Genomic DNA, 14301 nt, shown 5'->3' with positions numbered 1-14301 from the left:
CAGCCAGGATCCTTGTAGAGAATGACTGAGCGGTTTTTGTACTGATATTGGATGAGGTCTTCGCCGATTTTACAGGCTAAGGGTTTGGGCTTTGCTGATTGACTGCGGGAACGTTCCATAAAGCCTCCGCCGCGAATGTGCTCGAGCGAACATTCGGGGCCGCGGAATTATCGTTCGAAGGGTGGGAAGAGGCAAGATCGTTCAGGAACAAAAAGAACCTTAGGCCGGGTGATTGATTGGATTCGAACGAAGCGTTGGCCCACATTCGCCAAAAGAAGGCGGATGTGGGCACCTGAGGGACGGAGTTACTCGGCTTCCTGCAAAGAGGTGACGTGCTGCTCGAGAGCCTTGGTGTATTCGCGTTCGGCAATCAACTCAGCCTCCAGTTTCTTGATCTGGCTATGGAGGCGCAGGATTTCCAGACGCATCTTGCCCACTTCCGATGAGTTGCCGGGAATCGGCGGGGCAGGAACGCGACCAGGCTGCGGAGGCGGAACAGGAAGCTGCGTGGAGCCGGTGATCTGCGCTCCGGGAATGGAGATGGGCGGCGCAACAATGGGCGGCTGCAATGTGGCAGCAACCGTGGCCGCAATGGACGGCGGCGCGGAGCGCGGGTTGCTGCGCGGTGGCACAGGAACCGGTCCGGTGATGCGCGGAGGTTGTGCGTGTCCGTTGCGCGGCGGCAGAGGGCCGCTGAAAATGCTGCTCAGGACGGCGCTGGCGTCCTGCTGCTGGGAGCGGGAGGCGGCTGGCTCGGGCTCGGGCACGGAAAGCAGATGACGCACGCGGGCGATGAGATCCTGCGGCTGGAACGGCTTGCGGATGAGTTCGTTGGCGCGAACGGCAAAGGCGCGTTCGGCGACTCCCTTGTTGACCACGCCCGACATGAGAATAACGGGCGTCTGCGCGAAACGCGGGTGCTGCTTGATGTACTGGCAGACCTCGTATCCATCGCGACCGGGCATGATGACGTCAGTGATGACAACATCAGGCGCGCTGTGATCCATGAGATCCATGGCGCTGCTGGCGTCATGGCAGGTAATGACCTCGAGATCCTCGCGGCGGAAGGCGATCTTGATCACCTCGCGCATGGTCGCGCTGTCGTCGATGAAATACACGACTGGCTTCGCGCTCATTTATATCCTCCGTCGTTGGCTGCGCGCTCTTCGTCGATTTCGCGCAGCGCATCCAGCATCAGCTCGGTTACGGAGCGGAACACCGTCCGCGTGGTAGCGAGTGAGCCGGGCACAAACTTGTAAACTCCGCGTTCCTGTCCGTTACAGCTTTTGATGATTCGGATTACCGCCTCGTCACCGATGATTTCGCCGACCTCGGCATGGCGAAGCTCGCCACGCTTGAGGAAGATGGTCGCGTCGAGACCCTCGGCATTGATGTAAAGCCCGCCGGACTGACGCGAGTGAGCGAGCATCTGGATGACGCCGGGAAGGTCGAGGTGCGACAGGCTGCCCTCGAGAACGGTCTGCTCCTGCTCAAGCATCTGCGTGGGGTGGAACCCCTCACTGCGGCTCAGGAGGAAGGTGCGAACCTGTGAGGCAATGTTTTCAGGACCACGGCGGCGGTCGATGTAGTCGTCGCATCCGGCGCGGAAGGCCTCCATGAGAGCCTGGTCGCCTCCATCGCCCATGGCAAGGATGGGAATATTGGCCGTGGCGGCGTCGTTGTGCAGTATCCGCGGGAGGTCGAACACACTCAACTCGCGAAGATTGGTGGCGCAGAGGATCGCGGTGGGCGCATCCCACTCGAGCATGGTCAAGGCATAGGAGGCCTGGGTGCTGTGCGTGACCTCAAAGCCTTGTGCCTTCAGCGCGTCCGAGAGGCGCCGGGCGAAAAATACGTTGCTGTCAATCACGAGGATGCGCTGATTGACGGCTCGCGGGGTACTCATCGATTACTCTCCCTCGCCAACGCATTGGCGGGTTGAATGCAGTGTGCCACAACCTGATCGAGGTCGAGCAGCGGGACAGTTGTACTACCGGTGTACAGGAGTCCAGCAACGAAGGTCACTTCGTCCTCCGCTTCCCCTCGCTCTCCCTGCACGAGTTCACAGGCGCCGGTGACGGGAATGGCAACGGTTTCCGGGTGCCCGGCGTAGTTGCACTGGGCAACGACGTAAAAACTGCACTTGCCGCGATGCCCGAAGGCTTCGCCGAGATCGCAGACCGGAATGACGGTGCCGCGCCGAACCAGAACTCCCGAGAGCGAACTCATGGTGTGCGGGAATGAATACACGCTGGCGGGCATGATGAGTTCCTTGACCTGGCTGGACTCGAGCGCAAAGCGCTCCTCGCCAAGAGGGAACGAGACAAACCGCGTCGTGTTATTCATGCGCGACTCCCAGACCACGCAATCCGGCGGCGACTTTGCGCCAATACTCAGTCCTGACGAGCGGTACAACGTCGTTCTCAAGCAGGAGCAGGCCGCGATACCACTGGCGTTCCGCTCCGCGGAATATGCCGGGAAGCGGGACCACTTTGGGCAGGGCGGTCATGCGCTCGATTTCGGTCACACCCAGAGAACAGTCCCCGGGCTTGAGTACGACGTACCTCTCCAGTGTGCCCGCTCCAAGCCCGACGAGGCGGGAAAAATCGATGGAGCCGGGTTCCTTTAGTTTGCGAATCGCGGCACGATCGTCACGATCGCGAATCTCCTCAACTTCGCTGGCCTCGACGGCGAAGCGGTGGCCTCCGGCTGTGAACAGAATGATCGGACCAGCCGTGGTCGCGGCGGGCTTGACCGACCGCGAGATAAACAATGGACGACGCTCGCTCACTTCTTCCGCCGCTTAACAACAACCTTGTACGACACGCTCATAGCCCAGACGCTCCGTTGGCAGTGCGATAGACGGACACGCGCCGGGAAATCGCTGAGGCGATCTGCTCAAGGGGCAGGACCTGAGAAACAGCCCCGGTCTTGATGGCCTCGGCAGGCATTCCAAAGATGACCGATGTGGCTTCGTCCTGCGCGAGGACGGTGCCGCCATTTTCCTGTATGGCCATGGCTCCGCGCGCACCGTCATTACCCATTCCGGTGAGGATGGCGACAACGGAACTGGCTCCAAGGGCGGCTACGGATTCCAAGGTAACGTCGATGCTGGGACGGTAGCCGGCAATGCGCGGGCCATCATCGAGAACGATGCGTCCTGGAGGAGCGACACGCAAATGGCAGTCTCCGGGGCAGACGTAGGCGTGGCCTGCGCTGAGGGTGTCGCCGGTCTGCGCCTGCTTTACGGGAATCTGAGCGACGGAGGCGAGCTGCTCGGCAAACTGCGAGGTGAAGGCTCCGGGCATGTGCTGAACGATGAGTAGGACTCCCGGGAAGTTTGCCTGGAACTCGGGCATGAGCTTCATGAGCGTTGCGGGGCCTCCGGTGGAGGCCGCAAGCACCGCAATAGGCAACCGCGAACCGGAGGACGCAGCAGCAGGCGCCGGTACGGGTACGGGCGCGGGATCGAGGGCCGGCAACGGATCGAGAATCGGCGATGGCTTCGGCGCCGCTGGGCGCGCGAGATTGCGGACGACGCGAACCTTGGAGGCAATGCGCAACTTACGCACAAGATCGCCACGGACTTCGGACATGTCGAGGTCGATGGCGGCGCTGGGCTTGGCGAGGAAATCGATGGCTCCGAGTTCGAGGGCGCGGAGGGTGGCGTGCGCGCCTTCGCGGGATTCGGAGCTGACGATGACGATGGGACGGGGATCGGTGGACATGATGACCTCGGTCGCTTCGAGGCCATCCATGTGAGGCATGTTGATGTCCATGGTGATGACCTGGGGCTTGAGCTGGGCGGATTTCTCGACCGCTTCCCGCCCGTCGCGCGCTTCGCCTACGACCTCGAAGGCACCATCGGAGTCGAGAATGCCGAGCAGAACTCGCCGCATGAAGGCCGAATCGTCGGCAACCAGAACCCGGATCTTTTCACCATTCATCATCGTCTATCTCTATCTGTCGTTCGTCTACCGATTTACTGCTGTACAACCGGAGCAGGAGTGGCCTGCCCCGAGGTTCCAATCAACTCGATAACCTGCGCAATGAAGGACTCCTCCTGCACGGGCTTGACCATGAAAGCTGCGGCCCCCTCTTTGAGCGCGCGGTCGCGATGCTTGGCTCCGGCGCGGGAGGTGACGACCATGACGGGAACCTTGCTGGTGCTTGGCGTCTGGCGCAGGTGCAACATGAGCTCGTAACCATTGGTGCGCGGCATTTCAAGGTCGGTGATGACCAGGTCGCATTCGTTGGAGGTCGCGATTTCGAGCGCCTCAAGGCCATCGGAGGCGAGCTTGACGCGGTATCCGGCTTTCTCGAGCATGCGTCCCACAAACTTGCGCACGCTGATGGAATCGTCGGCGAGGACGACGAGCTTTTCCTTCTCGACCACATCGACAGCAGCGGCGGGAATCTCGCCACGAGCAACGGCGGTGGCTCCGGGGAGGAATAGCCGGGCGGCGTTGATGGCCGTGGTGAGCGGGCGGCGCTCGATGGATTCGCCCATGATGAGGCGGTTGATGTCGACGAGCAGGATCAGGCTGCCATCGGGCGCGATGGTGGCGCCGGGGAACATCTTGACGTTGCGCAGGTACTCGCCGAGATTCTTGATGACGATTTCATCCTTGCGCAGAACTTCCTCGACGATGACGCCGACCTGACGGCCTCCGACGTTGACGAGAACGAGGCGGAGATAGCCGTTGATGGGGTGCAGGGCCGGGAGTTGGAGAGCTTCGTCGAGACGGACGACCTCGGTGAGGACGTCGCGAACCTTGGTGATGAGCTTGCCACCGACCTCTTCGATCTCGGCGGGACGAATGCGGCGGATCTCCTCGACAAAGGCCAAGGGGAAGGCAAAGGTCTGCTCTCCACACTGGACGAAGAGCGCCTGGGAGATGATGAGCGTGAGCGGCACCTTGAGCGTGAAGCGGGTGCCAATTCCCTTCTCCGTTTCGACCTCGATTTCGCCATTAAGGTTGTTGACGTTGGAGCGGACGACATCAAGACCGACGCCACGGCCAGCAAGCTCTGTGCGGCGGGGCGCGGTGGAGAATCCGGGGCGGAAGAGAAGATCGACCAGCTCCTGACGATCGAGACGCTCGGCATCTTCGGCGGGTACGACTCCGGCGTCGATGGCGGTGCCTTTTACGCGCTCGAAATCGACGCCGCGGCCATCGTCTTCGACCTCGATGTAGATGTGGTTTCCCTTGTGGTAGGCGCGGACGGCGATGTTGCCCTGGTCGGGCTTGCCCGCTTCGTAACGCTCATCGACGCGCTCGATGCCGTGGGCGACGGCGTTGCGGACGAGGTGCAGGAGCGGATCGGCAATCTGCTGGATGATGTTGTTGTCGAGTTCGGTTTCGGCTCCGGCGAGAGTGAGCTCGACCTGCTTGTTGCTGGCCTTGGCAGCGTCACGCACGGTGCGGGCAATGCGCGTGAAGAGGTTGCCGATAGGCACCATGCGCGCCTGAGTGATTTCGTCCTGCAGACGGTGCGCTAGCTTGGTGAACTCGTCGATGTCGCTATCGACGCGGCGCACGAAGCCGTCGAGCTGTGTGAGGACTTCGGTGATGTCGGCGGAAATTTCTGTGAGCGAGCGCGAGAGGATGCCGAAGTCGTCGTAGCGGTCCATCTCGAGTTCGGTGAACTCGGAGTAGGAGGCGTCCGATGCGCCGAAACCGGAGGCGTAGCCGAAATCGTGGCTGCCGAAGCCGGGGCTGGACGCAAAAGGCGAGCCAAAGGCCTGTCCGCCACCGCTGTATCCGGCAGATGCGTGGTCAGCGATGGAGCCGGGCCACTGCGCTGAGGGAAGCAGCGGCGAAGAGTTGATGCGGCTGAACTCGTACTTCTCCTGAAACTCGTTGACCTTGTCGCCCATGCGGCCCTTGGAGAAGTTGAGGACTTCGGCGAGCTTTTCGAGTTCGGCGAGACGGCCGAGCATGCGGGTTCGGTTGATGACGAGCTCGCCGACGGCATTCATCATGCGGTCGAGGCGCTCGAGACCGATGCGAACGGATTTCGATTGCGCCATGCCGACCGGAGCACGTTGTGCGGGGGCGGTCTCGGGAGATTCAGCAGGCTTGGCGTCGAACTTGAAATCCTCAGGCTTGATCTCTTCGACAACGGCAGGCTCGGGGGTTAATGGCTCGACGGGCGACGCGGCGGGTGCGGCGGCGAGTGGTGCGGGCTCGGCGGCGACCGGCTCGGCAATGGGCTCGGCGGAGGCGTTGGCAGCAAGTTCGAGGCGCGCGATGAGCGTGCGGGCTGCGAGTTGAAAGCTGGATTCGTCATCCCACTGGCGGTAGATCTGCTTCTTGAGGACATCGATGGTCTCAAGGCAAAGATCGATGATGGTCGCGCTGGGCTTGAGTTCGCCGTCGCGGAGCTTGCCGATGAGGTCTTCGGCGCGATGCGCGATGGTGGAAATGCGCTGGCATCCGACCTGCGCGGCCGATCCCTTGATGGTGTGCATGGATCGGAAGAGGCGGTGAATGTCCTCTTCGTTGGGATTGGCTTCTAGGGCGAGCAGGCAGTCGGTGATGGTCTGGAGGTGCTCTTCGACCTCGGGGATGAAAAATTCGAGGACCTCGTCCGGAATCGGCTCGTCGGGAGCGAGTTCGGGGATGGCGTCTATGGAAATCGGGGCGCCTGCCGGACGCGCAGACACAGGCGCGGGTGCGGGTGCGGGTGCGGGTGCGGCGGAAGGTTGCACTACCGCGGCGGGTGGGGCAACCGGAGTTTGTGGGGGCGCGGCGGGCGCAGATACCACGGGTTGAGCTGTAGGCGCGGATTGCGCCGGCGGCGCTGGAGGTGCGACAGGCTGAGCAGGTCTTACAGGCGCGCTTGGGGTAGCGACTTGCGGACGCGGTGGTACGGGCGGTGCGTAGGACACGGGAGCAGCGGGAGCTGGTGCCGGCGCCGCAGGCTGGGGTGCGGGAGCAGGCGGCTGTTCAGCAACAGGTGCGGGCTGAGCGGGGGCCGCGGGCTGGGCGGGGGCTGCGGGTTGAGCGGGGGCTGCGGGTTGAGCGGGTGCGGGTTGTCCCTGGAAGGCGAACGGGTAGCGCTGCTTGAACGAGGCAATGTCGTCGGTGGCTTCGACGCCATTGGCGCTGATCATGATGAGGTCGCTTTCCAGTACGGCAATGGCCTCGTAGATGAACTCGACGAGCGGGGCGGTGGCCTCCTGGCTGATGGTCGCGTTCATGGCGTACTGGAAGATGTGCGCGAGCTTGCTGGCTACTTCGTTGAACAGCGCGTAGCCGTAGGTTCCGCCGGTGCCAGCGACGCCGTGTGCAGAGATGTAGAGTCGCTCGATGTCTTCATAGAGCGGATAGGGGTCCTGCAGGATGCCGGAGTACTCGCGGAGGAACTGCAGGTGCTCGCTGGCTTCCTGGAGGAAGAGCTCGATCATCTCCTGGCTGGGGCCGGTCATCGTTCGCCTCCGCCAGCAGCAGTTTGCGTGAGCGGCTTCTGCAGCAGGCGCGCACCGTGCATGATGATCTGCTTGAACTTAACGGGAACGTTGGCGACCGACTCGGCGTGTCCGAGGAAGAGATAGCCGCCGGGCTCGAGGTAATCGAAGAAACGCTGGATGAGATGGGAGCGAAGCTCGTCGCTGAAGTAGATCAGGACGTTCATGCAGAAGATGCACTCGAAGCGTCCGAGATAGACCTGCTGCGCGAGGTTCATGGGCGCGAACTTGATCATGTCGCGAAGCTGCGGCTTGACCTTGAAATAATCGCCTTGAGGCGTGAAGTATTTTGAGATTTGAGCAACCGAAAGATTTTCGAGCACGCGCCCGGAATAGACGCCGCGGTCGGCGCGCTCGAGTGCTTCGCGACTGATATCGGTGGCCATGATGCTGGCGTCGAGTCCGGTGCATTCTCCGGCGGCTTCGCAGATGGCCAGGGCGATGGAGTATGGCTCTTCACCGCTGGCGCAACCAGCGCTCCAGATGCGGAGAGAGTGTTCCTTGTCCCAGAACTTGCGGGCTTGCAGGTCGGGGAGGACGTATTCGGTAAAGGCGGTGAACAGGCCGGGATAACGCCAGAAGCGGGTTTCCTGGGTGAGCAAGCGCTCGAGCAGATTGTCGTACTCGACGTTGGAGTTGCGCACGAGGCGCAGGAGTTCGAGTCCGTAGGTGAGGCGCTTGCGCTGCATGTGTTCGACAACACGCGAGGTGAGAAAGCGCGAACGCGACTCATCGAAGACAACGCCGGAGCGCTGCTCGATGAGCAGTTGGAGCTCGCGGACCTCGTGGTCGGTCAGCAACGGATTGATATCAGCTTCGTTCATCGCGCCTGATTGCTAGTCACATCTCTGCTGTGAATCGCTCAAAACTACTGGCGTGCAGCGCCCGCCTGCAATTCCTTGCGAGCCTGCTGCGCCGCAGCTGCCTGAACACGGAACTGCGAGAGAGCTTCGTTGAGCTGCTCGCTCATCTTCACCATCTGCTCGGTGCTGCGCGCGGTCTGGCGTGCGCCTTGAGAGGTCTGACGAGTGATGTTGGAGATGATCTGCATGGCGTTCGCTACGCCTTCAGTACCGCGCACCTGCTGTTTACTGGCGAGCGAGATTTCCTGCACAAGTTCGGCAGACTGACGGACGACGGCGGAGATGGCTTCGAGAGCCTTGCCTGCCTGATCGGCCAGGCGGGCTCCGACTTCCACCTCGCGAGTACCTTCTTCCATGACGACGACGGCTTCGTTGGTCTCGGCCTGAATGGCCTTGATGAGCGCAGCGATGTCCTTGGTGGCGGTGCGGGAGTGTTCGGCGAGTTTGCGGACCTCGTCGGCGACGACGGCAAAACCGCGGCCTGCTTCACCGGCACGGGCGGCTTCGATGGCAGCGTTGAGAGCGAGAAGGTTCGTCTGCTCGGTGATGTCGTTAATGACGTTGATGATCTCGCTGATTTCGAGCGAGCGGTCGCCGAGGGATTTAATCTTCTTGGCCGTGGCCTGCACGCTGGAACGAATGCGCTGCATGCCTTCGAGGGTGTCGCGCACGGAGCGGTTTCCCTGCTCGGCGGCGTCGAGAGCGCGGCGGGCCGCTTCGGCACTGGCTTCGGCGTTGTTGCTCACCTGCTTCATTGAAACCGTGAGCTCCTCGACAGCGGACGAGGTGTTGGTGATCTCGTGGTCCTGCTGCGTGGCACCGGTGGCCATAGTCTCAGAGGCGGTGAGAATCTGGTTGGCCGTGGTGGAGACGTCACTGGCGGCATCACGAACGCGGCGCAGCACCTGGGTAAAGTTGTCGAGCATGTAGTTGACCGAATCAACCACGTTACCGAGCGCATCGTTAGTGACGGAGCCACGCAGGGTCAGGTCGCCGCGCGCAATCTGGCTGACGATGGTGAGGAAGTCGGTGATGGAACGCTGGAGGTTCTTCTGCGACTCATCGTCCTGCATGGACCGGGCAGCCTTCTCGGCAGCGAGGTTGAGATGCGCGGCGATGTAGCCGAAATCGTCCTGGGAGACCTCGGCAAGGCGCGCCTTAAAGTCGCCCGCGCTGAGCTGTTCGGAGAACTCGACCAGATTCTTGACAGGCTCGGAGACCGTGTTCGAAAGCCGGAAGAGCACGAACAAGGAGCCGACCACCAGGAAGCCGAGCGCAGCAAGCAGCGGAATCAAAGCATCCGACGGCATCGCGCTCACCTGGAGCAGCGACTTGCCACCGGACTTAGCGCCGGCTGCAAAGGCCAGCCAAAACACCGCAACGGTAGCCACCAGGTTGACAGCCACCAGGACGATGATTGCCGAATTTAGACGACCTTTCATAAGACCTCCAGGACAACGCGAGCGCCTCGTACACCACGCGCCGCCTTTACTCTCAAGCGCAGATTGCGCCTACAAAAACTCTGGCTGGAACCGTCGAGGTCCAGCACGTAACTAAATGGCACTTACTGGAAATGAATCCAGCACGCGCTTTAAATCCAAAGCCAATGCAAGGCGATCACCGTGGCGAAGCATGCCAGCACAGTGCGGAACGTCACGCGGAGCCTCATCCTTAAGCAATGGCTCGCTGGTGCTGTAGGTGCCGATCACTTCATCGGCGGCGATGCCTACGCGCACGTCAGGCTCACCGGCGACACCGCGAAGGCAAGCAACTACGACCTGCTTGGGCGGCATGTCCGCACGCCGAACCTCGGTGAAAGCTATATCAATGACAGGAACGATGGTTCCGCGAAGGTTGAAGACGCCCATAAGAAATGGCGGCGAGAGAGGCAGGCGCGTAAGGCGCGGCCACTCGACCACTTCATCCACCTCAAGCACGTGCAGGCAGAAGCGCTCGCGCCCGGCACGGAAGATGCAGAACTGCTCTTCAGGCAGCGCGGGCTCGGGAGCGACAATCTCTTCCCCGGCAAACTCGGGGTCTGCGAGAAGAGGCTCCTGCGTCTCCGGATTGATGGGCGACTCCGCCATTGCTATCCGATTACCCTTTGAACTTCGCCAACCAGTTGCTCGCCGGTAAACGGCTTGATGACATAGCCGTCGGCGCCCTGCTGCATTCCCCAGAACTTGTCGCTTTCGCCGTTCTTGGAGCTGACCAGCACGATGGGGATTCTGCCGAACTCCTGGCTGCTCTTTAATTCACGGCAGGCCTGAAAGCCATTGCGGCCAGGCATGACTACGTCGAGAAGGATCAGGTTGGGATTCTCGGCGGCTACCATTTGCTCGATGCGCGAGGGATCGCTTAGGGAAACAGCAGTGTATCCCGCACTTTGCAGGAAGGATTGCATCAACCGGCTTTCCGCCTGTGAATCGTCAACGATCAGAACCTTTTTCAGCACGATGCACCTCAAAAAATCCTTGCTGCGGCACGACGACGAACGCGCGTTGGCAGCTCCGCTCCGCGATGAGCCAACGGTAACTCGACCAGCACAGCAGACGAGCCAAAGTGGTTCCCTGCCCTCACATGGAGGCGCGAACGGACGCGACCAACATGCCGCCGAGCGATGGATACCAGCCAAGTTTCGTTTGTTTCTCCGCTACAGGGATCGCCGAGCGACACCTGTACGGAGAGGTCCACGGGGCAACTTAGCAGTCATTTCGCCTGCGCGGAAGTAACTGATAGGAGACATCGCCCGTTGAACGTAACGTGAACTCCGTCTGGCTGTTTACACAAGAGTATCACCCGGTTGACGCTCCGCGAACACTCCCGCTCGGGAACTTTTCACACGTCTCAGGTCTTCCTCTGTACTGCACCACGCCGCATGGGTGAGCGAACTGCTCAAAGCCCAAAAGACAAACTTATGTCGGCAGCCCAGGGCTGTCGGAACTCTCACCGGAACTCTGTTGATTGCGCTCGATGATCCTCTTGATCATGTCGATGAGCAACGCGATCCTAAAAGGTTTCTGGATGAAAAGGGCTCCGGTACGCTTCTGCACTTCAACAGCGTAGGGATCGGAGACGTTTCCGGTGATAAATAAGAAGCAGGGCGCTAGCTCGGGACGATTCTGCCGAACCCAATCATAGATTTCGGCTCCCCCTATGCCGCCTGGCATCTTCAGGTCCGATACCACTCCGGCAAACTTGCGATGGGCGAGCAGACCCAGGGCTTCGGCCCCGGATGATGCCGGAACAATACTCAGGCCCCCGCGCTCTAAAGCGGTCTTCAGAAAGGCGAGCAATATTTCTTCATCTTCGACGACCAATACTGGCAACGATTCGTTCATATGATTTCGCCATAGTTACTTTCGGTCGTGGTCAGAATCGGGAAACCTCAAAGGCGATGGTAACCCCGAGTAATCAAGCTGGCTCGATGGAACCGAAAGTTCTCAGTCAAACTGCGAATCGTACCCGTGGGGTACGTCTACTCTGGGGGAGATTAGTGATCAGAGTAGGCCTACTCTGGAATTACGTCAAGCTTCTTCGTGACTTACGAGACGTTCACCCAAATTGAGCAAAGCAGAATTCTGCCGCTAGGGTACTTTCCGGCGGAACACTAGGGCATGTTCGAACGGCACAATAGGGAACAAACACCAGAAACTTTCGTTCTAGTCCCTTTTACCCCTTTCGTAATGACTGAAAGATTGCTATCAATGAGAGCAGGACCATCCGCAGGAACCGCGTCTCCGATGCCAAGCTTCATTGAATGCAACGCGATGAAGCCGCTATCTCACCTCCGTCCGCTTCGAGTTGAGGTTTGCTGGTGGAGAGTTCGGATAGTTACTTGCGGACTTCTCGATGAGAAGTCATGGTTTAAAGCTGCACTGAATACAAATGGACACGAAACCCGGCCAAGTTAAGGGAGAACCCGGCTTACACGACAGTGCAGGACGAGGTATTCCCCGGTTTTTGGAGGCGATTGGGCATGAAGATTCGTAATAAGCTGCTCCTGCATTTCGCAATTTTCCTCGGAGCGTTGGGCATTGGCTTCCTGATCAGCATTTTTACGATGTTTCGGTCGCATGAGGCACAAGCCAAGCTTCGCGACTTCACCAATCTGATGATCGCAACGGAGAACGTTCGCCAGCAGATGATGGAGAACCGAATCGTTCTGAGCAGCTACCTCCTGACCGGCGCCGGAACCGAACTGGACCGCCTGCACGAAGGCACTCGCAAAACCTTTGACCAGTTGCGCGATGCGCAGTCCAAGGTAACGAATGAAAATCAACGCGCGGGATTGAGCCGGATCGAAGCAATCGAGCGCGACTGGTCCACGAATTTTGCCGATCGATTTGTGAAGGAACACCAGGACGTCGATGCGGGCAAGAAGACCGCCAACGATCTGCTCGAGGATTACACAAAGTCCGAGCCGAATGAACAGCTCAAACATCTGAACGACGTGTTCAAGGACGTTCAGTCCGCAAATGCACGCGAGCTCGACGCCCTGCGGGCAACGGGAGAGAGCGCCTCGCGCCTGATCATCACAGTCAGCCTCCTGGGCGCGGTGCTCGGACTGGCATTAGGCATCTTCATTGCGCTCCGTACAGCCCGGTCGATTACCGATCCGCTTGAGCACCTGATTATGGTGGCTCGCGAGGTGGGCGATAAGGGCGACCTGGATCAGCAAATTGATATACGCAGCGAGGACGAGTTGGGGACGCTGGCCCAGACGTTCCGCAACATGGTGGTGTACTTCAAGGAGATGGCTGCTGTCTCGCAGGCAATTGCGGGCGGCGATCTCTCCGTGGAAGTCACACCGCGTTCAGATCGCGACACACTGGCGCTGGCCTTCTCGCAGATGACCAATGGATTGCGCAGACTGGTGCGCTCGGTGCGCGACGCAGCAGCGCAAGTGGCAGCCGGATCGAACCAGGTGGCGGACGCTTCGGAAGATTCCGCAAAGATCAATGTGCAGTCGTCCTCGGCCATTGACGAAGTCACCAGCACGATGCACGAGATGAGCATCAACGTGCAGAACATGGTGAAGAACACGCAGATGCAGGCTTCTAGCGTCAGCGAGACTTCGGCTTCGATCGACGAAATGGTCGCCAGCATTCAGCGCGTGGCGGACACGGCCAAGGTGCTGCTCGATATTTCCAGCCGCTCGCGCGATGAGGTACAGAGCGGCATTGGCACGATGCAGAAGACGACCGAAGGACTTAACCGCATCAACGGTTCGATTGGCTCTTCGGCCTCGATCATTACGACGCTCGGCGACCGGGTGGACAACATTGGCAAGATTATCGAAGTGATCGACGACATTTCCGAACAGACGAACCTGCTCGCTCTGAATGCCGCGATTGAAGCGGCACGCGCCGGTGAACATGGACTCGGATTTGCCGTGGTGGCCGACGAAGTTCGCAAGCTGGCTGAAAAGTCTGCGACCTCGACAAAGGAAATCAGCGAGTTGATCAGTAGCATTCAGAACGAAGCACGCAGAGCCGTGGAGAACATGGAGAAGAGCACGGCAATCGTGAACGAAGGTCTGGACCTGGGCAACGATTTGAGCGTTGCGCTGCGCAAGATTTCGAACGTGGTGACGGAGGTCTTCAAGTTCGCGCAGGAGATTGGCGCGGCAACGAATGAGCAGTCACACGGGTCTTCGCAGATTGCCAAGGCAACGACCCGCCTGAACGAAATCACGCACGAGATCACCTCCTCGGTGGAAGAGCAGGCAGGTGGCGCACAGGCGGTGGTCCGCGCCATGGAACGCATGCGCGAGATGGTGCAGCAATCCACCTCGAGTTCGACCGAGCTGGCCGCTTCAGCAGAACAGATGTCGAAGATGGCGCGCTCGCTGCTGGAGTCGATGGATCGCTTTGTGCTCGAAGAGCATGCGCAGGGGGAGCAGCGCAAGCTGAGCGGAGTCAAGTACGCCATTGCGGGAACGAGCAACTAAGCACTGGAGAA

General features: G+C 60.2%; 12 protein-coding genes. 1 reads left to right on the top strand and 11 read right to left on the bottom strand.

What is annotated here, in order from left to right; all coding sequences use genetic code 11:
• Positions 1 to 305: 305 nt before the first annotated feature.
• The 11 genes from AC6IY8_RS03255 to AC6IY8_RS03205 all read right to left on the bottom strand — a co-directional run bounded on the left by AC6IY8_RS03255 (position 306) and on the right by AC6IY8_RS03205 (position 11678).
• On the bottom strand, positions 306 to 1136 hold the full coding sequence (locus AC6IY8_RS03255; RefSeq protein WP_497777262.1) for a response regulator: 831 nt from the start codon (positions 1134 to 1136) through the stop codon (positions 306 to 308).
• Complete coding sequence (locus tag AC6IY8_RS03250) at positions 1133 to 1906, bottom strand: DUF4388 domain-containing protein (protein ID WP_497777261.1); 774 nt, start codon at positions 1904 to 1906, stop codon at positions 1133 to 1135. The genes AC6IY8_RS03255 and AC6IY8_RS03250 overlap by 4 nt, the downstream gene beginning before the upstream one ends.
• A complete protein-coding gene (locus AC6IY8_RS03245; protein WP_497777260.1) occupies positions 1903 to 2346 on the bottom strand; it encodes a chemotaxis protein CheW in 444 nt (147 codons plus the stop codon). Before AC6IY8_RS03245 ends, AC6IY8_RS03250 begins: the two co-directional genes overlap by 4 nt.
• Positions 2339 to 2791: a hypothetical protein gene (locus AC6IY8_RS03240; protein WP_497777259.1), complete on the bottom strand. Its 453-nt coding sequence runs from the start codon at positions 2789 to 2791 to the stop codon at positions 2339 to 2341. The genes AC6IY8_RS03245 and AC6IY8_RS03240 overlap by 8 nt, the downstream gene beginning before the upstream one ends.
• Positions 2792 to 2828: 37 nt before the next feature.
• The gene (locus AC6IY8_RS03235; protein ID WP_497777258.1) at positions 2829 to 3950 is read right to left on the bottom strand and encodes a protein-glutamate methylesterase/protein-glutamine glutaminase; all 1122 of its coding nucleotides are present in this window, start codon (positions 3948 to 3950) and stop codon (positions 2829 to 2831) included.
• A gap of 32 nt (positions 3951 to 3982) precedes the next feature.
• Complete coding sequence (locus AC6IY8_RS03230; protein ID WP_497777257.1) at positions 3983 to 7435, bottom strand: response regulator; 3453 nt, start codon at positions 7433 to 7435, stop codon at positions 3983 to 3985.
• Positions 7432 to 8298 (bottom strand): CheR family methyltransferase, encoded by an 867-nt coding sequence (locus AC6IY8_RS03225; protein ID WP_497777256.1) that lies wholly within the window; start codon positions 8296 to 8298, stop codon positions 7432 to 7434. The genes AC6IY8_RS03230 and AC6IY8_RS03225 overlap by 4 nt, the downstream gene beginning before the upstream one ends.
• A 44-nt stretch (positions 8299 to 8342) precedes the next feature.
• A complete protein-coding gene (locus AC6IY8_RS03220; RefSeq protein WP_497777255.1) occupies positions 8343 to 9779 on the bottom strand; it encodes a methyl-accepting chemotaxis protein in 1437 nt (478 codons plus the stop codon).
• A 111-nt stretch (positions 9780 to 9890) separates the two neighbouring features.
• The gene (locus AC6IY8_RS03215) at positions 9891 to 10424 is read right to left on the bottom strand and encodes a chemotaxis protein CheW (RefSeq protein ID WP_497777254.1); all 534 of its coding nucleotides are present in this window, start codon (positions 10422 to 10424) and stop codon (positions 9891 to 9893) included.
• Between the two features lie 2 nt (positions 10425 to 10426).
• Positions 10427 to 10792: a response regulator gene (locus tag AC6IY8_RS03210; RefSeq protein ID WP_497777253.1), complete on the bottom strand. Its 366-nt coding sequence runs from the start codon at positions 10790 to 10792 to the stop codon at positions 10427 to 10429.
• Positions 10793 to 11252: 460 nt separating this feature from the next.
• The gene (locus tag AC6IY8_RS03205; protein ID WP_497777252.1) at positions 11253 to 11678 is read right to left on the bottom strand and encodes a response regulator; all 426 of its coding nucleotides are present in this window, start codon (positions 11676 to 11678) and stop codon (positions 11253 to 11255) included.
• Between the two features lie 638 nt (positions 11679 to 12316).
• On the opposite strand from AC6IY8_RS03205, the gene AC6IY8_RS03200 reads away from it, so the two are divergent.
• Positions 12317 to 14290 carry a methyl-accepting chemotaxis protein gene (locus AC6IY8_RS03200; RefSeq protein ID WP_497777251.1) on the top strand — a complete coding sequence of 658 codons (1974 nt, stop codon included), beginning with the start codon at positions 12317 to 12319 and terminating at the stop codon, positions 14288 to 14290.
• Positions 14291 to 14301: the final 11 nt, after the last annotated feature.

This window comes from Koromonas soli (assembly GCF_059726265.1).
The sequence above is the reverse complement of the archived record's forward strand: the minus strand, read 5'-3'. Positions and strand labels throughout refer to the sequence as shown.